This window comes from Flavobacterium sp. UMI-01 (genome assembly GCF_019656315.1).
Classification (GTDB): domain Bacteria; phylum Bacteroidota; class Bacteroidia; order Flavobacteriales; family Flavobacteriaceae; genus Flavobacterium.
On record NZ_BPLU01000038.1, the window covers coordinates 639,798 to 666,050 of the forward strand.

14 protein-coding genes are annotated in these 26,253 nt (G+C 38.0%); all 14 read right to left on the bottom strand.

Going from position 1 to position 26,253, the window contains the following annotated elements:
* Positions 1-27: 27 nt before the first annotated feature.
* Positions 28-2,526 carry a glycoside hydrolase N-terminal domain-containing protein gene (locus K5R64_RS12810; RefSeq protein ID WP_220763948.1) on the bottom strand — a complete coding sequence of 833 codons (2,499 nt, stop codon included), beginning with the start codon at positions 2,524-2,526 and terminating at the stop codon, positions 28-30.
* 360 nt (positions 2,527-2,886) lie between these two features.
* Positions 2,887-4,203: a right-handed parallel beta-helix repeat-containing protein gene (locus K5R64_RS12815; RefSeq protein WP_220763949.1), complete on the bottom strand. Its 1,317-nt coding sequence runs from the start codon at positions 4,201-4,203 to the stop codon at positions 2,887-2,889.
* A gap of 22 nt (positions 4,204-4,225) precedes the next feature.
* Positions 4,226-5,608: a sulfatase gene (locus tag K5R64_RS12820; protein WP_220763951.1), complete on the bottom strand. Its 1,383-nt coding sequence runs from the start codon at positions 5,606-5,608 to the stop codon at positions 4,226-4,228.
* Between the two features lie 168 nt (positions 5,609-5,776).
* Entirely contained in the window at positions 5,777-6,727 is a 951-nt protein-coding gene (locus tag K5R64_RS12825; RefSeq protein WP_220763953.1) for a prolyl oligopeptidase family serine peptidase, read from the bottom strand.
* Between the two features lie 15 nt (positions 6,728-6,742).
* On the bottom strand, positions 6,743-9,547 hold the full coding sequence (locus K5R64_RS12830) for a chitobiase/beta-hexosaminidase C-terminal domain-containing protein (protein WP_220763955.1): 2,805 nt from the start codon (positions 9,545-9,547) through the stop codon (positions 6,743-6,745).
* A gap of 386 nt (positions 9,548-9,933) precedes the next feature.
* On the bottom strand, positions 9,934-11,754 hold the full coding sequence (locus K5R64_RS12835) for an arylsulfatase (protein ID WP_220763957.1): 1,821 nt from the start codon (positions 11,752-11,754) through the stop codon (positions 9,934-9,936).
* A 36-nt stretch (positions 11,755-11,790) separates the two neighbouring features.
* A complete protein-coding gene (locus tag K5R64_RS12840) occupies positions 11,791-13,011 on the bottom strand; it encodes a putative glycoside hydrolase (protein ID WP_220763959.1) in 1,221 nt (406 codons plus the stop codon).
* 33 nt (positions 13,012-13,044) lie between these two features.
* Positions 13,045-14,502: a sulfatase-like hydrolase/transferase gene (locus K5R64_RS12845; RefSeq protein ID WP_220763961.1), complete on the bottom strand. Its 1,458-nt coding sequence runs from the start codon at positions 14,500-14,502 to the stop codon at positions 13,045-13,047.
* 10 nt (positions 14,503-14,512) lie between these two features.
* Positions 14,513-16,162 carry a glycoside hydrolase family 172 protein gene (locus K5R64_RS12850; protein ID WP_220763963.1) on the bottom strand — a complete coding sequence of 550 codons (1,650 nt, stop codon included), beginning with the start codon at positions 16,160-16,162 and terminating at the stop codon, positions 14,513-14,515.
* 96 nt (positions 16,163-16,258) lie between these two features.
* On the bottom strand, positions 16,259-18,988 hold the full coding sequence (locus K5R64_RS12855) for a hypothetical protein (RefSeq protein WP_220763965.1): 2,730 nt from the start codon (positions 18,986-18,988) through the stop codon (positions 16,259-16,261).
* Between the two features lie 89 nt (positions 18,989-19,077).
* Positions 19,078-20,472 (bottom strand): alpha-L-fucosidase, encoded by a 1,395-nt coding sequence (locus K5R64_RS12860; RefSeq protein ID WP_220763967.1) that lies wholly within the window; start codon positions 20,470-20,472, stop codon positions 19,078-19,080.
* Between the two features lie 46 nt (positions 20,473-20,518).
* A complete protein-coding gene (locus K5R64_RS12865) occupies positions 20,519-22,489 on the bottom strand; it encodes a heparinase II/III family protein (protein WP_220763968.1) in 1,971 nt (656 codons plus the stop codon).
* A gap of 2 nt (positions 22,490-22,491) precedes the next feature.
* On the bottom strand, positions 22,492-24,795 hold the full coding sequence (locus K5R64_RS12870; RefSeq protein WP_220763969.1) for a heparinase II/III-family protein: 2,304 nt from the start codon (positions 24,793-24,795) through the stop codon (positions 22,492-22,494).
* Positions 24,796-25,046: 251 nt separating this feature from the next.
* Positions 25,047-26,030 carry a M20/M25/M40 family metallo-hydrolase gene (locus K5R64_RS12875; protein ID WP_255580376.1) on the bottom strand — a complete coding sequence of 328 codons (984 nt, stop codon included), beginning with the start codon at positions 26,028-26,030 and terminating at the stop codon, positions 25,047-25,049.
* Positions 26,031-26,253: the final 223 nt, after the last annotated feature.

Consider the following 26,253-nt stretch of genomic DNA (forward strand, 5'->3'; position numbering starts at 1 on the left):
ATTAGATTTCCATCGACCCGAAATGTTCTATCTCCCTACCAAAACAATTTCTTCACCTGCTTTAGTTGGAATGTCATACACAAAACTTGGTCGTAGCGACGTTTTGGTTAACGAAGCTGCTGTAGAAACCAATGGTTTTTTAATTTCAGGAAGCTGATAGAACGGATTTGGATTCTCGTTAGAAGCGACAGGAACTGTTTTCCCATTTGGAAGTACCAATTCGTTATACGAACGAACGCGGCAGTTGCCTCCTAAATTGGATTTTAGCACAACTTTAGTCAATTTGCCGGCTTTCCATTCCATCGATTTAATTTCAAAGCCCCCACGAGCTCTCAAACCCGAAACAGTTCCTGCTTTCCACACATCGGGAAGCGCTGGAATCAAATGAATCGCACCATCATGACTTTGTACTAACATTTCCGTTAACCCTGAAGTAAATCCAAAATTTCCATCAATTTGAAAGGGCGGATGGGCATCAAACATATTGGCATAGGTTCCGCCTCCTTTTGGAGAATCTGGTCGTCCTACCAATTTGATTTGGTCTCCCATTAATTTATAAGCATGGTTACCATCAAGCAAACGCGCCCATAGATTGATTTTCCAGTTCATCGACCAACCCGTTGAAGGGTCGCCACGCTGAATCAACGTATTTTTTGCCCCTTCAAACAACTCAGGATTGCGATAAGGCGAAATTTGATTCGAAGGATATAAACCGTACAAATGCGATACGTGACGGTGATCTTCTGTTGGGTCGTCCCAATCTTCTAACCATTCTTGCAATTGGTTGTGTTTTCCTATTTGCATTGGAGGCAATTGCGGCAAGGTGTTTTCAATTTTGGTAACCAAAGCAGCATCCAAATTCAAAATCTTAGCTGCTTGAATGGTTTTGACAAAAATATCATAAACGAGTTGGTTGTCCATCGTAGTTCCTTGTTGAATATTGATGCTTCTAGGACGACCCGCTGGACCGTGCTCTGGAGACAAGGATGGAGAAACAATTAACCAATTGTTTTTAGGTTCTTTGGTTAAAAAGCTCAAACAAAATTCGGCTGCTCCTTTCATTGTTGGATACACTGAACGCAAATAATTTTTATCGCCATTAAACATGTATTTATCCCATAAATGTTGGGCTAACCAAGTTCCTCCTGTAGGCCACATTCCCCAAGTAGCACCATCAACAGCGCCTGCAATACGCCAAATATCGGTGTTGTGGTGTGCCATCCAACCGTCAGCGCCGTACATTACTTTGGCTGTTTCGGCACCCGTTACCGATAATTCTTTAACCAATTGAATTAGCGGTTCGTGCATCTCGGTTAAATTGGTTACCTCTGCAGGCCAATAATTCATTTGGGTATTGATGTTAATCGTATAAGCACTTTTCCAAGGCGGTAGTAAATCTTTGTTCCAAATTCCTTGTAAGTTCGCTGCTTGCCCCCCAGGTTGTGAAGAAGAAATCAGCAAATAACGACCAAATTGAAAATACAAAGCCGCCAAAGAAGGGTCGTAAGTCGTGCTAAATTCTTTGATGCGAACATCCGTTGGCTTAGTAACCGCGTCGGTTTGTCCCAAATTAAGCTGGACTCTATTGAAATATTTTTGATAAAAAGCTGTGTGATCTTGCACCAATTGGTTGTACTTTTTCTTTTCGGCTTTGGCGATATAATCCACCGCTCTTTTGTGAGCATCGGCACTAATATCCTTATAATTCACAAAATTAGTCGCTATCGATAGGTACATCAAGACAGTATTGGCATTGGTAACCACCAATTTATTAGTTTCTGCTGTAAGTTTTCCTCCTTCAGGAACAATTTTCAAGCGAGATTCAAATTCGACCAAGCCTTTAATCGGTTTGGCGCTTTTGACACGTTTGTTAAATCCGTCACTGCTGAGGCCTGTCATTTTTAAAATATCATTCTTTTCAGTGGCTACCGTTACAACCGCTGGTGCGGGACGATCCATTCCTGCCGAAAAACTGATTTTTCCTTTTTGACTTGCCGTTAGTTTGATGACAATCACTTGGTCTGTAAATGAAGTAAACACTTCGCGTTTGTAATCAACACCATCCACCGTGTAAGTAGTCGTCGTTATGGCTTTTTCAATATCGAGTTCACGGCGGTAATTGGTAAATTTTTCTTGATTGACAAAATCAAGTCGCAAATCGCCCACCGTTTCATAAAACATTCCATGAGAAGTAGCTGAAATAAAATTGGATTCGGCAACCTGATGTGCTTCTGTATATTTTTCTTGGAACAATAAGGTTCGGATATTGTCTAATTGCCCTTTTGCCTTTGGATTATTATTTTGATGAGGACTCCCTGCCCAAAGCGTGTTTTCATTTAGCTGAATTTGTTCACGCACAGGATTTCCAAAAACCATCGCACCTAAACGACCATTTCCTATTGGCAAAGCTTCGTTCCAGTTGGCCGCTGGGGCATTGTACCATAATGTAAGTCCTGTGTTGTTCTGAGCGCTGGTATTTCCAAGCCCAAGACATACTAAAACAAAAAGGTTTACTACAAATTTCATTCGTTTTTTATTTATTTTTTTGGGTTATTGCATCCTAAAACTCCGAGGAGATTTACGATTGATAGTTAATTTTTTTTTCCAAATTAGAGAAAATATTTCTGAAACGAAATTACTATTTTGTGCCTTTTAGGCTATAAATTAAAATTCCTTTTCTATAACACATAACTCATTTGGTTATTATTATAAAAAAGGAAACTGGAATGTTAGGCTCTATATAAACTTGATTGCATTTTACTGGAACACAGATGACACAGATAAAACGGATTTACACCAATTTTTTAATCCAACATTCCTTTCATAACAAATCCTACAAGGTTTTAAAAACCTTGCAGGATTTCATGCAATAGTATTTTTTTTAGATTATTTTACTTTCGGATTTTCAATTTGAGTCACCTTGTTATTGGTTCCCTTATCTGTTACTTTACCAAAACTAATCACCGTATTGCCACTCGATGTTTCTTCTAAGATAATCGGATATTCGGTTTCGTTTTTAATGGTCGAATTAGCATCTTTTACAACAATGGGACGCAAATTAGTGTCCAACGGCCCATCGGCACGATGAAAAACAATTTGGTGATTACTCCCTAAAACATCAGCCACATTATGGTCTCCCACTGCATTGGGCGAAGGCAAAATCGTTAATTCAATATTTTGATTGGATTTCGATAATCGAAAATCATTTAGAGGCGCATACGAAAAATTTCCCGTTGAGCCGATTATCTTTCCTTTTTGAGGCATATTAAAATTAGTAGCACCACAATCAATTGCTTTCGAATTAATTACAGTTGCATTAGAAGCCAAATAGGCTCTGATGCCGCCTCTCATTTTTTTCACCGTACAGTTTTCAACGGTAACACTACCGCCTTTGGTATAGACTCTGATGCCATCTTCAGAAAGGGGATACATCACATTTTTGGGTATCGGTTGTCCCTCCGTTTTGTATTCGGATCTAAAGGGCAAATCTTCTGGATCTTTCTCTAAATACAAATCGGCACTAGGGCGCATTCTGCCTTCGACCAAGGTATTTTTTATAACAGATTTATCGGCAGGTTCTTGCATATAAATGCCATGACCAAAAGCTCTTTGTTGCACCTCACAATTGTCAATCGTATTGCGTTTGCCTTTTAGTAAAATTCCGCAACGTTTATTCAAACCAAAAGCATTGTCTTTTCCAATTCCGTAGATACTTCCATAGCCATACGGATACGAACCTCGCACGGTTAGTTTCACTTTTTCGATTAGATTATCATCTCCCGAAACCGTTAACACCGCCTGACCTTTGAGTCCGCTGGCATGGGTAACCCTATTTTTATTGTAACTGCTAAAATCGGTTACCTCAACTAAACCATCGATATAGGTATCTTCGAAAGTAGCTCCTTTGAATACATTTTGATTTCCCGAAACCACAATATACCCTAATTTGGTACTCCCTACTGGCACATTGACAAAAACGCCTGTTAAGTCAATGGTATTATTCGAACCCGAACAATCTATTTTTCTGCTTTCTTTCGGCAGTTCTGTCAAATCATATTTTCCTGCTTTGAGAACAATGTTTTGATTGCTGTTTTTTACAGCTTCGCTAAGTTGTTTCAAATTCGAAACTTTCACAGTTGTTTGAGCTATTAAATTCCCTAGCCCAAGACATACTAATACAAAAAGGTTTATTACAATTTTCATTAATTATTTTTATTTATTTTTTTTATAAGAAATCATCTTCTTGTTCCTTCATCCACTTTAAAAGTGCATTCTTAAGTTCGTTTACTTTAAAATGAAGTTCCGAATTACCTACAAGATTATTCATTTCCTCTGGATCATCATTAAGATTATAAAGTTCAAATTCAGGATGCTTTCTATACCGTTGAACAATATCAGTTGCCTTTTTATCATAGCCTGCTTTGGCAAGCCAAGAAAGATACATTTTACGAACATGACGGTCTTCCATTTTATCTACATAGCCATAATCAAAACCATTTATGACACGCACAGCATAAAAATCATTGAAAGGTTTATTCCAGATTAATTTAAACTGTCCATCGGTTATCGCTCTCATTTTATATTCGGGGCCTTCGTTAGTATTATTATACAAGAAATAGGCATATTCTCTGTGCTTAGTACTAGTTGTCTTAATTAATGGCAATAAACTTTTCCCATCTAAATTGGAAGGCACTTCTCCGCCTGCCGCATCAATCAACGTTGGTAAAATATCGCAATACTGTGTTAGCGCATGAGTTACAACTTTGTTATTATAGGGTTTTGGCCATTTCATAATGCATGCAGATCTTAACCCAATGTCGTAAGTAGTCCATTTTCCGCCTGGCATACCCGCCCCATTTTCGTCTAAAACAATAAGAGCTGTATTTGAAGCTAAGTTGTGTTTTTCAAGAAGCTTTTGAGTATTACCGACTTGTTCGTCAAAAAGTTTTATTTCGGCTAGGTATTCGGTAAAATACGCCCTTGTTTCTTTAGTGTCCACCAAATTTTCCGGAAGCACAACGGTATTGGGATCCCAAAGGGAATTATCTCCAGCGTTCCAAGGATCATGAGCATGTACAGAACAAATAATTAAACAAAAAGGTTGGTTTTTATCCCGGTTTACAAATTCTGTTACGCCATCCCAATTTTCAGGAGGAGTACCGTTATAATTGGCGTTTTTAGTAAACCCTTCAATTATTTCAAAAGGATAAACAGAGGTTGGGCTAAAATGCATTTTTCCAGTTAAACCCACACGGTAACCCAATTTATTTAGATGTTGCACAATACTAAGTGTCCCTTTTTTTGTAGCAGCATGATTCACATTACATCCATTTCTATTAGGCGTTAATCCCGTATATAATTCAGCCCTAGTTGGAGCACAAATAGCTTGAGAAACGAACATATTTTTAAATAAAATTCCCTCTGCCGCTAATTTATCAATATTAGGTGTGGTGTTCTTGTTTTTAGAACCATAACACCCAATATCTCTGGCGTTTATATCATCGCCAAGAATAATTACAAAATTAGGCTGTTTTGATTGCGCCAATATTGTACAGCTAATAAGCAAACTAATAAAGAAAAGTAAAACTCTTGGCTTGTATTTTTTCATATGTGTTAATTTTAATTTTTAAGCGGTCACATATGTTATCGCCCTTTTACTCATTGGTGTTTGCTTAAGCAAACTTCTAGTTAATGGCGATTTCATTTTATATTGTTTCATGTTGCAACCGAATATCATCAGCCAATTCAAAAACCTCTTCAAATGTGTAGCAATTTCTTATTTCAAATGTTTCAATATAAAATTGGCTGCGTAATCGTTCAGTTCTTCGATGCTTGGTGAGATGTTTTTTCCGCTAAAACTATGTCCTGCGTTTTTGATAGTCAACAATTCTACATTGGCTTTTTTCTGTTTGGCCACTTCCATCATATAAATAGAGTTACTGATAGGGAGCACCTTATCATTATCGCCATGCAATAATAAAATAGGCGGACTTTTCTCTGTTAAAAGTTCGGTAGGACTTAATAATTTTGCCAATTCGGGTTTTTCTTCTAATGGAGCGCCTAACAAACGAACAAAAAGAGTCCCATCAGCAAAAATTGAATTGGGTCTGATGTCTGGATTTAAGCAAGAGGTAAACGGAAAATAGGAAACTACACATTTGAATTTGGGTTTCTCGTCTAACAACTTAGTCTCGCCTTTAAAATCAGCATCAGCACCTAGAGCGGTAATCAAACTCAAATGTCCCCCTGCTGAACCACCCCAAGCGCCGTATTTATTATCGTCTAATTTATATTTCTTAGCATTTTTTAACAAAAAACGAGCTGCATCTTTAGCGTCCACCGCCGATTCATAAGCTGTAGAACCATTTTTAGCCAAACGGTATTCGACAGTAGCACATATTACTCCTTTGTCCACCAAACTGCGTAAGGTTCCTAAAAAAGGTTTCCCAAAAATATTGAACGGAGAACCACCTGCCCAACCACCGCCATGCACGTACAACATCCACGGATTTTTAGTTTGCATTTTATCGGCAGTAGGGTAAAAAATAACTAAGTCTAATTCGGTACCCTTTACTGTTTTGTACACCACACGCTCGTGATGCGGAAAGGATTCTAGGATTTCTTTTTCATCAGGTTTTTGTGCCAAAACAGGCGACAAACTGAGTAGAAAAACACCTATCACCAATAAAGCTGTAGCGGTATTTTTGAATCGATTCGTTGTTCTCATGCTATCCGTTTTCATTTAAAATTTTACTTTGAATTTCTTTTCTTTATAATCTCTTACAGCAATAAGCATTACCTCTTTGCCTTTAAATTCCGCAAGCAACTTTTGTAAGCTTGCAATATTTTGTACTCGCTTCCCATTGACTTGCTGAATCACCCAATCTTTTTCTAATTTGGCATCCAGCCACATTTTACCTTTTTCGACATCAATCGATTTGATATAACATCCAAAATCATAGCCTCCCGTGGCATCAATCAGGTCGGGATCATCGGCTATATTAATCATTACAGCACCTGCCACTTCTTTTTCGACTGCTTTTTTAGTAACTGTTGCTTTTCCTTCATAATTCCCAGCAATTAAAGTACTGAGCCAACTTGGATGAACCACTTCATCCACTTTTACAAATGAAGCTTCAGCAATAACACCTACCGCAATACCTTGCTCATCAAAAGTTCTTGATTTGACTACCGTGTTCTGATTTAGTTTAAAAGGTTGGGTATAAATTTTCGAATGAACAGTCGGCTCCGATCCGTCTAAGGTATATGTTATTACAGCATTTTTATCTGCTCTTTTATCTGCCTGTAAACTAACTGTAGTTTCAGTCGAAAATTCACCACCATACGGTGTGATTCGGGTCATTTGATGTCCAAACTGATCCATTGGAAAATTCTTAAAGCCTAATTGAAGTGCTGGAGATCCTGCTTTTACTTGATAATTTCCAGCTTTGGCATCCACAAACATCGGATTAGCAGCTATCGAATGGGTATCATATCCTTTTTGTTGCCAATCTTTAAAAGACACTCCATTAGTAACCTCAAAATTTTCAGGGAAATTGATATTCCAATACAAATTATCGTCATAACGAGTACTCCATTTGGTCGCTGTAGGCAAACCTATATCGCGAATAAACGCTTTGGTAGGTTCTTTGCTTCCTGGCAAAGCGCCCGAAATAACGAAAATATTAGAATACACTTCGTCCTCCGAATTTTTAGGCCAAACGTGCCAACCCAAAGGCACTGCACTCACGGTTATATTGTTAAAAACTTTACGAGCCATTCCGTCTCGTAATTTTATTGTAGAACCTAGATTGAGGTTGTTGTAAATTTCATAATAACTCGAACCGTCATCTAAATCGATGGTCCAGTTACCCGCGCTGATGGATTTGCGGTAGTTGGCGATTTTATTATTTCTTAAAATGACATTATCAATCGCATCTAATTTGGTTAACTCTTTTATAAAATGGTCGTCAGAACCTCGAGAGCCTTTCCATTGGCGTTCGCGTCCCCAAGCATTAAAAGGACCGTGTTCGCCTGTTTCTCTTACCGTTTCCCATATATCATTATATTCAATGATATGACCACCCCAAGTCCCGTCATTGATGCAAATTCCAGCTCGAGGACAATTGTAAATCGTGTTATGCGAAGCTGTAATTTTATGACTCATCGAAATATAAACACCTGCTACTTGTTTTCCAAAATCACCAAAATCATGCATAATCGAATTTTCAACAACACAGTTTTTAGGATAATCTTCGGTTTTAGGACCGGGTTCTAAGTCCATGTTTTTACGCATGGCTTCCCAATCTTTGCCTAACAATTCTTTGTCGTCCCAAGTTTGATAAAAACGCACTGCCGATGGTAATCCTACAAAACAAACCGCACTTTCGCCCGTATGCACAAAGCGGGAATTGCTGACAGTGTTGTTTCGATTATAACCACTCATAAAAACACCATTTCCGCCAATGTCTTCAAAATTACAGTCGGTAATCGTGCAATGGGCTGTACCTTCCATAAATACTGCACCTCCTCTGTGAATCGCCCAATCTCCTCGGGCAACAGGCTCATAAGTATCCATAAAAGTGGTCAATGATTGTGTAAAATGAAAACCTTTGAACGTGATGTACTGTACGGGCTGGCTCGAATTTCCTTTTAATTGTATGAAATCCTTCAATACTGGAACTTCGATTAGGGCTTTCTTCAAATCAGTACCTGCCTTAGGATAGTAATACAAAAGGCCTTTTTGGTTATCCAAAAACCATTCCTCAGCTACATCTAATTCTTCGAAAATATTATCAATAAAATACCAAGACGCTTTTTCTCCTTTACCTCCAATACCATGAGAGCGTTGCAATTGCCACCCTCCTTCACCTAAAAACACTTTCTGACTTTCTTTATCAATACTCTTTATGCGGTATTGCATATTTCCCCAGTTGTGACTTTGAAAGGCATGTACAATTCCGGTCGTGGGGTTTTCCCAATTTTTGGTAGGAACATCGTTTTTTTTCAACCCAAACCAAGCATCATATCGCTTGTCTGTTCCGTCATTAACCTGTAAATAACCTTTCCCGCCTCGTAACGGATTTTCATAATCATAGTTAGGATAACGCGCTCTGATTTGGCGCTGTCCGTTTACAAACAGTTGATCGAAAGGAAGATTCGATGGAACTTTTGCCACATAGATTCCGTTTTTATAAGGTTTCCATGGTAGATTTTCTAATGGTTTTGACCCTTTTAAAAATACTTTGGCTCCCGGTTGAGTTGAAAACAAAATAGGAAATTGAGCCGTTCCAGATAATTGGGCGTCAAAAACCACCGTTTGTTTTAAATAATACGTTCCTTCCTCAAACCAAACGGTAACAGCCTCTTTGCCAGCATATTTTTTTAATTCTAAAACCGCTCTTTCAAAACTCGCAAATGGAGCGGTTTTAGAACCTGTATCTTTGTCTTTGCCTTTAGTCGAAACATGAATTTCATGAAGAGCATAGGTTGTTTGTAAAGAAAAAGCAGTCGTTAAGAGGACGAAAACGAATTGGGTAAATTTCATGTTTATTTTGAATAATTATTAAAAAGTAAAGCTCATTTAACCAAAATTGCATTAAAAAATAGAATTGAAAAAGCATCTATTCCGCTGAAATCAATCGCCTTTTGGAATACATTTTAACCCAAAATCTGCATTAGAATTTTATTATTTTCTTTCACGCAGATTAGGCAGATTTCCGCAGATTTCATGTTAAAAAAACTATTAAAAAACGGTGTAAATCCGTTTCATCTGTGTTATCCGTGTTCCTAGGCATATCTAGGTTTAACTCCATTTTGGTTAAATAAAATTACTTTTTTTCAAAAGTATCACTCTCTCAAATAAGGGATAAAAATGTTGCAATTGCTTATATTGAAAACAATTATTGTATTTTCAGTTTAAAACCTATTCTGTTAGCTTCTTTTCAAATCCCCAATTCGAGTGATTTTAAAATAAAAAGTACCTATTTCTTTTTTATCGCCATCAATAAACCAAGAACTCATCGCGGTTTTTCCTTTGGTAAAATTCCCTTTAAACAAGACCGATTTAGCGTCTGCCGAAACCGGTTTTTCCTCTTTCCAAGCGCCAATTTTAAGCACAGCTGATTTGAAATTCATTGCTTTTCCTTCGGATATTTCATCGGTATAGGTAGTTGCTTTTCGACCTGCCACGCCTTCATTGATTTTCAATCCCGACTCAAATGGCCAACGGCTCACTTCAATTTCATATACGCCATCGCGATCAAAATTTAAAGTAAATTCGCCCCCAATAGGATTCAGTTTTCCTTCTCTGATATAATCCTGATTCCACGGAATTGTAGAATCGTGTACGTGTTCGTCATGACAGGTAATTTCAACAGGATTTTGTTTATCAGAACCTACAATGATTTCTGGAAAAATATTGAATTCGGTTGAAACCGAGCTCCACCATTCTTCATAATACCCACGCATTTTCGCTACTACATCGGGAAATTGAGCGGCTATATTGTTGTTTTGACCTGGGTCTTTGGAAACATCATACAATTCGGTACCGTTTACCAGTCGCATTTTATCGGACATCACGGCACTTTTTCGCCATTTGATAGGCTCTTGAACGCGTTGTGAATCGGTGATTAAATAATCGCGTTTGAAAACGGCATTTTTATCTAATAATAACGAAGAAATATCACTTCCGTCCAAGTCTAATTTGGGCATTTCCAACTTACAAATGGTTGCTAGCGAAGGCAAAACATCCAAGTGTGCCGCTAATGTATTGACATCTCTTCCACCAGAAATTTTTCCCGCAGGGTACGAAATAAAGAAAGGAACTCGGTGTCCGCCTTCGTATTCGCTGTTTTTAATCCCTTTCATATTGGCATTATAGCCGTACATTTTTCCATCAGTTTCTTTGTAACCACTAGCTGTACCGTTATCCGTCAAGAAGATAACAATCGTATTTTCGTCCAATTTCAACTGTTTCAATTTGTCTTGAAGTCTTTTGAAATTATCATCGACATTGGTAATCATTGCATAAAACTTTTTCAATTCCTCAGGAATCGCTTCGTTTTTGTACTTGTTGTAATAATCGGCTGGCACATTAAATGGAAGATGAGGCGCATTGGGTGCGATATAACAAAAGAACGGTTTGTCTTTGTTGGTTTCAATATACTTCATCGCTTCGTCAAACCAAACATCGGTACAATAGCCTTTTACTTTTTTAGGCACGCCATTTTCTAAATAGGTGTCATCAAAATAATCATTGTTCCAATAATCAGGCGTTTGTCCCACACCACCGCCGCCATGTATCAACGTATGTTTAAAGCCTTTGTCTTGTGGACGTGACGGATAACTATCGCCTAAATGCCATTTACCAAACATTCCTGTTTCGTAGCCGTTGTTTTGGAACACATTGGCCATCGTTACTTCTTTTTCACGAAGAATAGAAACTCCGCCAATGGTATGCCAAACCCCAACTCGATTAGCATAACGTCCTGTCATCAAGCCCGAACGTGAAGGTGCGCAGGTAGGTCCCACATGAAAATCAGTCAATCGGACCGATTTTTTATAAAATTGATCTAAGTGTGGCGTTTTTACAATAGGGTTTCCGGTACACCCTAAATCACCATAACCTTGATCATCTGTAATTATAATAATGACATTGGGTTTCTTTGTGTTTTGCGCCGTTGCCTGCTGCGTTTGGAATACCAATCCCAAAGCCAAACACCAGATTCCTTTGCTTAAATGTTTCAATTTCATTTTTTCTATTTTAGTTAGAAACGGTATGGGTTTGTATTATTTCCAAGTAATTTTTGCTTTTCTGGTCTCCGTATTTACCCAAACACTAGCACGTTCAAATTCACGAGTAAATTCCCAACCGTCCGCTTTTACACGTTTGTAAGCGCCTTTAGGACTTCCTAATGGTTTTTGCAACGCTGGATAATCCACTAAGTTTCCGTCTTCTAAATTCCATCCCCAGTTCCATTGAAAATACGAATAGGGTTGTGCTCCAATCAGGTAACAAGCATGGTAAAACTCCAATTGCTCGTGTGATTTTTTTTCGATTCCCGAAGTTCCTGTAGCTCCCATAGTGATGTCAGCCTTTCCTTTTCCTTTGGCGCCAAAGCGGTAAATAGACATTTTTCCAGCCTTAGCAATGCGTTCCATATCTTGCCAATCTTTCAATAAACTTTCTTTACTCATCACATCTTCGTTATAATGTTCGAACATAAAAGCATCGCAAGAAGGAAAAACTTCCTTGGTGTTAGCCGCATTGTTTCCTACCAAGATTTTATTAGGTCCTATTTGTTTTTTCAATTCGGCCATCATTTCACCTTTGGCTTTGGCAATTTCGGCTAATTTATCTTTTGGATAGTCTGCCTTGGCATCGACATTCATACGGTCAATAAAAATTCCGTCAGCACCTGAAATACGAACGCCTTCTGCTGCTGAGGCTACCCACCATTTACGGAAATCCGGATTCAACGCTTCAAAATAATAGGTAAAAGCAGGACCATTTGTTTTTTCCATGAGTTTTCCTGTCTTAGGATTGATGGCTAAGAATTTGGTTAACTCTGGATTTTTAGCAATTCCTTCAGGGGTAAATTCTTTATTGAATTGTGTAAAAGGCCAAGCCACATACGAATTGTAATAAAACAATATTTTGATGGCTGGTTTTTCTTTATGAAACGCTTCTACCTCGTGTTTGGTTCCTAAAACCGCATCCCCCAATTGCTTGTAAGCATGTGATTTTTCCATACTAATAAAATCACTTCTCTTAGCAATGAATTCAACCTCTTTTGGCTCTAACACACGATTTATATCCCCAAAATGATAATACATAGGTGTTGTTTCCCAACTGAATTTTGGATAAAATTTTTGGGCTTTAAAATTTGTACCATCATTAAGTTTAAATGTTGCCTTTTTCTGTCCGTAAGAGCAAATGCTTACTAACATTAAACAGAGAAGAGTTAAACCTTTACTAAATGGATTCGCTAACAATTGTATTTTTTTCATTTATATTTTATTTTATTCTATAATTCTATTTCATTATTTTTTTTGATTCCAAAGTGGGTATGGGTCATCATGGGCTTTCATTTGCTCTGCCAACAACGCTTCCATTTCGGCTAATTTTTTAGCGTATTTAGGATTAGTAGCTAAATTGGTTTCCATTTCGCCTTTTTTATGATGCTCTGGCAAATACTCGTTAGGATTTTCTTTTAAATTAAACAGTTGTGTTTCTCTCACCGTTCCATCCATTACATCGTATTTGATTAACTTCCAATCTCCTTTTTTAACCGTGCGCATTCCTGGTTTTGAACCTCCCGCATAAACCCCATACATCACATCACGAACGACTTGTTTTTCACCTTTTAAAACAGGAACAAAACTTTTGCCCTCTACTGTTTTCGGAATTTCAATGCCTGCTAAATCGCATAAGGTAGGCAATACATCCAATAGATAAATATTACCCTCTACACGTTTTCCAGGTTTGATTCCAGGACCTTTCACAATAAATGGGACTCTCCAACTGTGTTCATATAAATTTTGTTTCCCCATCAATCCATGTCTTCCAATGGCAATTCCGTGATCGGCTGTATAAATGATATAGGTGTTTTCTAATTCACCCATCGCTTTTAATTTTTTAAGCACTTTACCTAATTGAATATCGACATTTTCGCTACAAGCAAATTCACGTCCTACTTCATTTCGAATCGTTTGCTCGTCACGGTTTTTCCATACCCCGCTTACACTTTCTTCGTCACGAAGATTTACATGACCGTGAAAAAAAGGATGTTTGGATAAATAATTATCTGGCAATTGAGGTTGTTTTGGATTCGATGGTGGTAAGCTGGTTTTATCTTTATGATTAGTCGCTCCGTATTTTGCCAATAACTCTGGAGTTCCATCACGAGTGTCGTGTGGATGAGAGAAACCAAAATAGATAAAGAAAGGGTCTTTTTCCTTACCTTGTTCTCTTTCTGCTAAATATTCCAGTACTTGTTTCGCATGCCAAGCGCTACCAGACTCCTCAGTCCCTCCTCTTTTAGTGGCATCCCTAACAACCGTAAATTGTTGGTTTGCTGCTGCAAAAGAATTTCCTTTTTTACAAGTACGCATGGTTTTATAGCCGGCTCTATTAAATACTGCACCAATGGTTTGTTGTTCTAAACCAATGGGTTCGTTCACGTTTTTATGACCTGAACTAGCTGGTAAATGCCATAAGCTACGCCCTGACATAATCATGTGACGTGAAGGGGTACAAACCCCACCTATCGCAGCTCCCATGTGACGGGCTCCGTCAAAAACGACACCTTCTTTAGCTAATTTTTCAATATTGGGCGTATCCAAAATAGATTTCGCATTATAGATTTTTAAATCAAAAGGCGATTGATCATCTACTAAAACAAATAAGAAATTAGGTCTCTTTTTTTCGATTCCTTTTTTTTGTGCAAAACCAAAACTTACCGATAGAAGTATGCTTAGGGTTACTAGTACTTTTTTCATTCTTTTATTTTTATTTTTTGTCGTTTGTTTTTAAATCATTTGGAAATCCTTCTGGCAAAGGTGGGATAACCAATACCCCTTTAGGATCTGGAGTTCTATTCGATGTTGTTTTTGCATCCCCATACCAGTACATCCCTACTCCATAGCCCATATCACATTTGGTTCCGCTCCACACTTCCATATCCAGAACTAACGAACGCTCAAAAGGCATGCCATCTAAAGCACGAGTACGTGTTTCCGTACTATAACCCGAAGTGTTTTTTTCGTTAGTCTTCTTAGGATTCAACTTATTATACACATACGAACGAGGTTGTGCATGAAAAGGATGTTCATAGAATTCGGTGCTTCTACCACCCCAAGAATAGGCATAATAATCCTCCGTTCCTGTTCCAAAAATCGATGGAAAATCTTCGCCATCGACCCAAATTTTTTCATCACCTTCCCCCCACCATCTCGCTACGGGATTCATAATCGTCAAAGCATCTCCTACATAAACGCCACGTCCTTTCAGACTTACATAATTCCAATCGGAAAACGGACGTGTTGGCACTGGATATTGCCCTCGCCAAGCGGCATTAAAATATAGGGTTTGAGCATCCCATTTGTAATCTCCAACTATTGCTTCTAATTGTAAATCAACCGCTTCTTTTCCTAAATTAACTACTGTAATTTTTCCTGATTTTTTATAAGGCATCACCCAACGGCAAGACATCGTTCCATCAGCATCTACCGTTTGATACCACCCTTGTACTGGATTTAATCCGATACCTGTTCCAAAAAAATCACCGATAGGTGTCCAAACGGTTTGTTGCCCATCAAATTCCATTTTCAAAACTACCGAACGTGTTACTGCTGGATTTTTATAATCACCTAATTTCAGTACCAATGAACGTACTGCACCTTCACCGCTTGGTAAATTGATTGATGTTTCTTTATTTGATTTTACTACTTCTTTTACGGCTACTTTTTTCCCTTCTTTAGTATTTTGAGGATTAGAAAGTTCTTTTCCTATTTTTTCAATAAGCGGTTTTGCCTTATTAAAATCTTCCATGGTAAACGTCTTTACGGCCGTTCCTTTATTGTATTTTCTATAGGTATATTGGAAAAAGTAAGGTTGTTTCAACGCAGTGATTTTACAACTTTTAGCATACGGAATTGGGAAAAACGAAACTCCTGAACGCAACGATGGGTGTGCAAAAGGATAAGGAAACAGTCCCGTACCGTCAAAAAGACTAATCATATTCCCTTCCAATACTGGTTTGGGATTGCCGTCTAAATAAATACGAATAATAATATCACTACCTGGTTTTAATTGATCTAACCATGGAGACCAAACACGTACTATAGCACCCGGACCAGAATCTTCCATCATTACCCATTCTTTTTCCCCTTTATTCTCCTCAATTCGAATGAAATTGATACTTTTTTCACCTTTATTAAAATCGTTATTTGTGAACCAGCCTACAGTATCTTTGGGATTTTTTGAAGCTCTATTGTAGCTACTGGCTTGCTGTAGTCTGAAATTGTTATCTGGAAAACGTGTCATGGCGTCTCGATTCACCATTTCCTTTAAAAGTGATTCCATAGAAACTTTATCTTGCGCAAAGACTCCAACTGATACACTTATTGCTAATAAGCAAAGTATTTTTTTTATTTTCATAGTTTTTTTTTGATAGTTAATGAGTTTGACTATTCGAATTGGCAATAGTTTAATTGTCATTCTATTGTATTTCTCGAAATCTGGCTCTTTTTGAAACTATTGTAATGCTACTTTTCGCATCGTCCCCATTGCAAATTGATTCGTTTTATTTTTATAGCTAATTGTCACGGGGACTTCGTTATGCAAGCTGAGTTCCCCGTTTTTGAATTCCAAAACTACATTCCCTATTTCAGTTGTTTTAATAGTATAACCATTGGCAATTAACTCTTTACCATTCCCCATAAATAAAACAAAATCGCCATTTTTTTCATTTCCAATCAATGCATAGGCTGCATTGGTCGTCATATTTTGATAGGTGGCCAAAGCACCGTCTTTGGTCGAAAAAACAAAATCTTCTCTCCCTGATTTATGATTGACCTTCACTCCCACAAAAGAAGCTGTTCCTTTTTCGTCATCAAAACTGGAAATTTTAGCTATGCTTTTCCCTTCAGCTGAAGTAAAGGGCTCGTAAACAGATACAAAAGGATGTTGCCAAGCCTCCCCATGCTGACGCGCTGCAAAAGTTAGATACGGCGCTTTTTCCACATCATAAGGCAAGCCGCCTCCGCCACCGTGGTAGGCTTTGTGTGGTGGTGATTTAATCGAAAATACCTCACGGCCTTCGGTGCCTTTCATCCACAAATTCATGAATACATCTTCTTTTCCTTCGGGCATGTCAATTTTCCATTCTACCTGATAATCTTGGTTGGTTTTCACCGATTTTTTATCCCACATATAATCAAAGGCATACAAATGACCACCAGCAAAGCCCATTTCTTCGCTTGGCGTAAGCTTCAAAGCATTGCCAGTCGCATCCGAGATTTGCATGCTTTGTCCTAGATTATGGTAAAAATAGTCGTGGAATTTATCGCCTTTGCGCTGTTTTTTGGAACGAAAAACATCCACATAATAACCAGTTGTTGCGCCTGTTTTCACAATACTTACCAAACGGCTTTGGTCGCTACGGGTTTCGGGTTCTAAAAAGTACACATCAGAATAGGTGATATTAGGATAAAAACCTTGTTTTTGCTCTGATTTTGGGTATTCCCCCATTAGGTCAAAAGCGTGATAACTCAACATTTCCGTATAAGACGAAACACCGTCCACCATTACGGTATTGTGCGCTGGAAACTGCGAATAATATTCCAAATAAATCGGTTGCAAATAACTAGCTCCTTTACCCGGGTCACCGCCTTGCACAAATCCTTTTCCGTACAATTCCATGTTGATTCCGTTGGCATGCATGTGATTTCCAAGCGAACCGTTTAAGGAAACCATCATCCCGTCTTTGCCTGTTCCCATTCGTTGCACGTGCCAACTCACATTTGGCGCATAAAAAGTTTGGGTAATATACTCTTGGATGTTTCCTATTTTAAACTTCGGATTCAATTCTAAAGGTTTGCTAGCAAAGAAAGAAGCAATATCGGCCTTAGGTTTCTTTTTGTGTTCTGTATCGTCGGCATTTTTAGAAAACAATCGGTACATGCCTGTGAACTCTTCTTCTAATTGAGCATCTTTATTTTTTTGCGCAATGCGAATCATATCGCTCATCGCTTCTGTTGACAAGGGTGCATAATTAGAATCTCCAAAAGCTACTGTTTCGCCATTGGGGAACAAATACTGTGGCAACATTTTTACCGCCTTTGGAATTACAGGCGTATAAGGCAATAAATTGTGGTTAAACGTATTCCCAAAATCCCTGATAAAATTGGTCAAATCCTTGGTAACTCCTTGTGAATAGCCCGGACATTCTGCCCAAACTCCATTATTCATATCGTAACCATAATCAATAAACTTAGTCAATGACCATTGTCTTGGCGAGGTGACATTCAGAATATAATTGATATAATATTCGCGTCCTTTTTTGTCTTCGTATTGGTTGTTGTCTTGTAACACCATTGCTGCTTTCAAGATGGTTTTGGCTTGGTGTAAGTTCCAGTTGTTTTGTGGCACTCCATTTTTAATGATTTGGTCAATCCATCGTTTTAAGGTAGCATCATACATTTTGATATCTTTTGGATGTTTCGCCTCAATATATTGGTGTAAAAAGTCGTAAAGCACTGCAATATCAATCAACACCCCTTCATGAATGACCTGAAAATTAGTGAATCCTACTAAGGTTTGAATGTGTCCGTTCATCAAATCGATAGGTTCGCTACGGTACGACATTCCCTCCATATAGGTATGAAAAATATCATGAGAAAACTTCGCAAAACGCTCGTCATTTTCTAACCAATACAAGAAGGAAGCTTCTTTGGCCAAACCAATAATTTCTTCATTAATCGAATAAATCGCTCTGCCGGTTTGTGCAATTTCAGCCCATTCAAACGGTGATCCTTTTTTGCTTTTATTAGGCAGATACACCCCACGTGGATCATCCATGTACGGCATTACATCTTCTAATTTCGGTTTTCCGTACACGCTGGTATAATCACGAGACCCAATAAATTTTACTGTTGGCACAGGCGCTTCTCCATCGGCATGCGAATAGTTGATACCGTTGACATACACATTAGTAGCCTTTGTTTTCCAATACATTTGCAAACGAGAAACAATCCACTCCTTGTCCGTTACATGGCGTTCGACATGTTTATCTACATTTTTATGCAAACCTTTGAGCACCTCTTGTGCCCATGTTTCCTGCTGGATGGTTTTTTGAAGATCTTTTTTGCCTTTTTGGGTAACATAAATGCGTGGATATCCTTGTTCTAACTTTTGCGGAAGCGGAATCTGTGCTTGTACAGCAGTTAAGGAAATCAATGCTATTGTTACGAGTGCCTTTTTCATTATTTTATCTTTCTTTTTTGTATGCTATTTATATTTTACATCCCTTTACTAGCTTTTACACTAGCTTAGCTTTATCGCTCTATTCTTATTTATGTTTTCAAAATCCCCTTTAATTCCACTTTCAAAATGCTTCCAATTTCTCCTTTATTGGTAGATGGAATGTGAACCTGAATGCCTTTGGCTATTTTTTCTTTTACGGGCGATTTTCCATTGCTGAGCAGTGTCATTTTCTTGATTTTATTGCTGAATTTAGGCAATAGAATAATACCATTTGTAGGTCTTTTAAAAACCGAAAAATAAAGAATCGTATTCCCGTTTTGCTCTTTTTTAGTGCAACGTCCCCAATCCAAAATTCCAAACGGACTAGAAGTAGTTCCGTAAATCGCTTCCCCATTCACTTTGAGCCAATCCCCAACTTCTTCCAAACGTTGAACTGAAAGTGCTGGAATAATTCCTTCTCCAGTTGGCCCTACATTCAGCAACAAGTTTCCGCCTTTACTGGCAATATCCACCATACTGTGTACCAAGGAATCCTTAGATTTCCAGTTGGTATCGGTTTTGTGATAGCCCCAAGCTCCATTTAGTGTCATACAGGTTTCCCAAGGATCAGGTTCACCGCCCACTGGAATTTTTTGCTCTTTGACCGCATAATCCCCCAAACGGTTTCCGATGCGCTGGTTCACAATGCATTTTGGGTCAATGGAACGTATCAATGCTAGCAATTCTTTACTTTGGTCTAAGGTAATCAACTCAGGTGTGTCAAACCAAATAATCGCAGGATGGTATTGTTTCATCAACTCGGTAATCTGCGGTTTCACTTTTCGCTCAAAATATTTCGAATAATCTTTTTTAGCTTCTTCTGGAAAATCCCAGGTATTGCTACGCCAACCTTTTACCGAATTGCAATCAGGGTCGTGCCAATCGCGCCCTAACGAATAATAGACTCCAAATTTCAAATTTTGTTTGGCGCAGGCTGTGGCCAATTCTTTAATCGGGTCCCGTTTCCAAGGCGTTTGCTTGACAATATTAAAGTCATTGCTTGGGCTATCAAACATCGCAAAACCATCGTGGTGTTTGGCAGTGATGACCATGTACTTCATACCTGCATTTTTGGCTGTTTTCGCCCATTCATCGGCATTGAATTGAATAGGATTGAATTGGGTTGCGATTTTTTGGTACTCGACAATTGGGATTTGTAAATTTCGCATCATGTGTTCAGAGCGGCCGTCTTGTCCGTTCCAGAAACAGCCGTCTTGCGCATAAATACCCCAGTGAATAAACATCCCAAAACGGGCATCGTTCCACCAGGCTAATCGCTTGGCAATCACTTCTGGAGATTCCTCCGACCTTAATTTACTATCGGCAAATTTATCGCCTGTATCAATAGTACCATCGGCATTGACTTGTGCATTCAATCCAGCCACTAGGGCGGTTAAAAAAACAGTCAAAAAGCGTTTTTTACTTATTTTGAAGATTGTTTTCATAGCATCATTTTTCATTGATTTTCTTATCCACAACTAAAAAAACCGATTATAATACGGGTGTGTATTTTATAATTATACTTCCTGCGGTGTTTGGTTTTACAAAATCAATCCCAATTCGAACAGCATCTTTCCCCTCACGTAACGCTTTGACTGGAACAACTTCTGGCAGTATTTTGATTTCGCCTCCTACTGCTTTGATTTCTACTTTTACTTTGTGATTGTTTTCCAAACTCGTGAGTACAATTGTATTACCATCTTTAATCTCATATTTTGAATAGGTCATGATGGCCGTACCAAAAGAAACCGCTTTAGAAGTTTTAAAATCATCTTGAATGCTAATCGTTCCATTTCCTGATTTGTCATTGATAACCGTACGCACTAGGCTTACTAATTCAGGGATTTCATAGGCTGGTTTGATGTCCAATACTATTTCGTCTTTATTTGACTGAAAATTGGTTTTGATTATTTTCCCTTCAAAAGTTCGTCCGTTAGACTGAAGTTTATCATCAATTCGAGGAACAGGATGTCCCCATGAACTGCGAGCAGGATTGGTTTGAGAAAAAGAACCTGCGGTATAAGACGGTGCCCCTATATCTCCTGAAATGATATCGGCATTGTAAACCAAAGTATACGTCCCCACATCACTATGATTGTGATTTTCAGCGTTATGCCCTGCTTTTACGGCAATTGAAAAAGGTGTTTTTTGTTTTCCACGCGAAATAACCATTCCAAAATCATCAAAATAAGAATAATCAGGTAAGGCATTTTGTACCGTGTTTTTGCTTTTTGACTCATCAAAAAGTTCTGGTTTTCTCCATGCCACCAATTGTTCTGCGGCTTCTTCCATTCGAATTTCAGAAGGCATCAACGCCTTATAATAATTGGCCGACATCACGGCTGCAAAATTGCTTCCACTGTTTGCGATTCGAGAAACACCATCGGCAAAAGGAGCGCATCTGGTATTTTGAATTTCGAAACGTTCTGGAAAATTCCCCACGTTTTCTAATTTGGTTGGATTATCCGCTTGGAATAAATCAATTTTTCCACCGGTATAGTCTGCTAAAATTTCTGCCAAATACAAGTAATGACCAAAACCGTAACTCCAATAACCCAATCCTTCTGAACAATAGCCATCCGCACCAAAGCCACTTAAATAATATTTCATACTATTCAATGCCGAACCAATAGCACCTATACGTTCCATTTCTTTTTGAGACATCATCAAGGTGGTTAGCACTACACCACTGGTACACACTGAATTCCAATTACTCGTACTTTTAATCCAAGTATTGTTTTCGTCGTTCAGCTTACAACTTTTTAAATAATTATCCGTGATACGCCATTGCAACTGCGAAGCTATCTTGCTTTTTACATCAGCAGGTAATTTATTTTCCAAAAGCACTGTCGCAATAGCCAGCACGCCACCAAATTTTCGCGCTCCCAAATCAACAGAAACTCTCTTGCCTTCCAGCACGCCGTTGTTTTTGTCATCATGATTGGGATGCAACCATGATTTCATGTCCATAATGGCTTGAATATACGTTTGAATTTGGGGTAAAAAGCGTCCTTTGTTTTCGATGCATTCGCCCAAAATAAAATGTTCTAAACAGTCCATCGTATTGTAATATTTTGGTTTGTACATGCCACGATTACCCCCTAGATTAGCTGCTCTATAAGTTTCGTCAGAAATAGGCACTTCAGGCTTTTTGGGTAATAAACTAGTCGCTTCGGCAAGGTATTTTTGACCTGATTTTGAAGCTGCAATTTTATCCCAAAACCCTCTATCCGAAATACCAGGGACGGGTTCATAAGCACTGGCAGGAACCACTTTTTTCAGCATTTCTATCTGTTTTGCTGAGGGGTAAATGATATTGGAATCTGCTAATTTTAAATAAGCTGCTAAATCTAATTGCGAGCTTTTATTTCCTGTTGTGCTTTGAGCCTGCGCTGTAAATACTGAAAAAAGCACGGTTAGTATGCCAAAGAATACAGCTGGTAGTGATAGTTTTGTTTTCATTATTATTTATGGTCTCTTATTTTTATTTCAATTGTATTTTTGGTGCCGTCATATTCTCCTTTTTTAATCGTGTTATTCAGTTTCAAACTACTGATTTTTTTAGGTGAATAAAGGTTGAGGGTTGCATTGGGTTGTCCTTCAAAAAGCAGGCTTGGAGTATTGCCAAAATCCTCTACCAATCCCGTGAATTTGGATAAGGAATGTACCAAAACCTGACCCTCACGACGGATATAACTACCATGACCTACAAATACTTCTTTCACATTAGCGGTCTTGGTTTTATCTGCTCCTTTATCAAATTGTAAGGCGGTAAGGTAGGCATCGGTTTCCCAACCGTTCATGCTTATCAAACTATTGCGGTGTTTTATTCTTCCGTCAGCCAATAAGTTCAGATAGACTTCAGTAGTTTTTCCATTTTGGGTGATGGAAACCCCCATATAATTTTTGCCTTCAAAACGTTCTATCACAGGAAGATTGTTTTCGTTTTCTTTAGTTTTCAGAATAATAGCCGAAACAAATTTGGTTCTAGCTGTTTTCTCAAAATGGCTAATCGACCAATACGGTTTTGTTTTTTCAGGATGATGGTCTTCATATCCTATTTTTTCTGTAAGTCGCATATGTTCTGGAAAATCATGAGGACGCTCGCCTCCCGGAGGGAAGGTTTCTGGAAATAAAGGTCGCACCAAAATCTGGGCATCACCCTCTTTAACCGTCAAATCAATACCGCCTTTGAGTGTAGATTCTCCATTATAATGCAACAACCACTCAAACTGCCCTGGTTCGTGTGCCAACAAATCATCAATCACCAAAATAACATCGCCAACCCAAATAAAATTGCGATAATTGCGCGCTAAAATTTGTGAATAAGGTCCGGTAGCATTGGCCAATAAATATTTAAAATCTTTCCCTTCAATTAAATTATGCAAGGAACCCGAATTCACCACTCCAAAATAAGGATCGTTTCGGTTTTGTCCTTTTCCGTTAAACAGCACTACGTTGTGTGCCTCACTTTGACAATAGTATTCAGTGTACAACGGGCTCAAATAACTGGCTGCTCCCGAATCAATAATTAAATTTTTGCCATTATGGAATAAAATATACGAACCTGCATCAGCATGTGCGTGGTTCCAAGTAAAGCCTGACTTTACGGCTAGCATAGTCGCATTGTCTCCCCAAGAATTACGCATCGTAGCCCAGCCCATGTCTTTATAAAGTTGTGATTTGGGTCTTTTAGGTATATAAGCCGCTTCGGGAGTAGTGACATTCGAACCTAAAATTAATGCTTCAGCTGCATTGGAATCTTTGGTTTCTTCGTTCGAATTGTGATTAAGATACCAAGCGAAATCTTTGCTTTGGAACCCTAAATTCCACAACAACCTCACGATTCTATTGCCACCAGCTTCGATACCACTATCTCCAAAATTGACAGCGAAATCTTTACCCCCTTTAACGAAATAGGTGGTATTAATAAAGAAATCTCCAATTTTTTCTAACAAAGGCGATTTAAAACGAGGTGCTGTAGGCAACGCATTGCTGAACGCATTCACAAATAATAAATATTGAGAAGTAGCATAAGTGGCATAACCGATGCTTTCATAAAAACCTCCGTCTTTATCGAAATTCACTGGTTTATTTTGTAACACACTCCCTGTGAAGTTCATCCATTCCACAGCAGATTCTTCGATGTCCTTGGCCCATTGCAAGGCTTCAGGAATTTCATTTCTTACCGCAAGTGAAGCAAAACCCGACATATACACGCAGGCACTCCACCAGTTGTGTCCCATGGTGTCATAGGTATGCATGTTTTTTTGCGGGTCTAACCAGTCTGTTCTTGCTGGAATGATTCCCAAACGCACGATTTCTTTAGCAATTTGTTTTTTTTCAGAAGCGTTTAAATAATTGTAAATACAATCAAAACCCATGGCGATATCATAGCTGGTATGCGAAGTGCCTAAACCACCCTGCCATGCCGGTTCTCTTTTTAAGAGCGTAGCTCCTTCCCATGTTTTTTTTGAAGTATAATCCAAAAGGATTTTTTTTATAACAGCAGCAAACGCCTCTTCACCTGTCATGCGGTAGGCCAAACCTAAAACATGACAATCTTTGCCTCCTAACTTATTTTTTTTTGTTAAATCCTTAGCCGTTTTATAAAGCTCCTCCCAATTCTTTTTGGTCGCTTCATCTGTCTTAATGTGGTTTTTTAAATTAGAAATATTGCTATCTGTGTACATCAAATAATTTCTTTTTTGAGCGTACATCGTGATTACAGATATAAAAAAAATAATAAGAAATATTCCTTTTTTCATAGGTTATAAATAATAGTATTTGAGTGTTTTTATAAGAATGCCAATAAGCATCCTTCTAATCAACTTCAATATTATTTATAATTCCTTAAAGAAGGTATAAATCATCATGCATTAACTATAAATCATGATTTATTAGGTAGTTTTAGAGGCTTACCAGTAGAAATATTCTTAAAAAAGTCCTAGAAATTGAATGTCTTTTTGATTGCAGCAATAGGGCAACAAAGTATTAAAACACCCTAAGAAAAGGGAATTTAATCTTGACTGATAAAATACAAAGACTGATTGTAATTGGCTATGGCTAGCAACACTTGATAGATAAAGCTACTTACTAGTACACCCCCTTCAGGATTTATCAAATCGATATCGTCCTCTGGAGTATGGTACTGTGGGTGTCCACCCGTGTGAAAACCAACACTAGAAATTTTGTTTTTGTAAAAAGAAACATGATCTGAACCTGAAACTCCCCCAGCATGTATGATAAGGTTTAATGCACTATTTTCTCCTATTTTTTTCATTAATTCCACACCATTGGGAAATGTTCCTGCGCCTCCCATATAAAGATGCTTTTTGGCATTTAATCTCCCTACCATATCCATATTCAACATCACTTTTATGTTTTCCTTGGCAATGGGTGAATGATTAATAAAGAAGTTCGAGCCCAACAATCCTTGTTCCTCCCCACTAAAGGCAACAAAAATAATACTCCTTTTAGGTTTGATTTTAGAAGTGGAAAGTTCCTCTAAAATAGACAACAAGGCGGCAACCCCCGAAGCATTATCATCTGCACCATTATGAATGGCTAAGGTGTCCTTTTTTTTACTTCCAGAACCTTTTCCGCCCCAACCCCAATGATCATAGTGTGCTCCTATTACGATGAATTCGTTTTTTAATTTTTCATCAGAACCAACAATATAGCCCACCACATTTTGAGTGGTTACGGTATCTGATTTCATTTTATTAATATCTTTTTTGACAAATAATTTAAAAGGCTGAAAATAGTTTTTTCCGAAAGCCTTTAAACCATATTTTTTGAAATGACTTTTGATATAACTGGCAGCTTTATTATTTTGTCTAGTCCCTGGAAAACGACCTTCCATCTTATCTGAAGAAAGATAGGCATTGTGCTTATAAAAAGTGGCTGCAGTAATACTACTTTTTTGACCGAGCATTTCCCTGCTTAAGAATAGTAAAAGAAATAGTAGAATGAGGTCTTTTGTTTTAGGAGAAAACAACATAGCTTGAAATTTTTTATAACCCGTTGGGCGTAACTTGTTTTTGATGATGCTTTTGGCTGCTTCAATAAATTTTTTAGAAAATTTGTACCAATATCCGAAAAAAAATAACTAAATCCTTTTTTGTTCTATTTCTTTCCACAAAAAAACTAGATGGAGTACATCCTACATGATTACATAATAAATTAAGACAATAATTACCCCTTATCTGAAACGATTGAGGTGT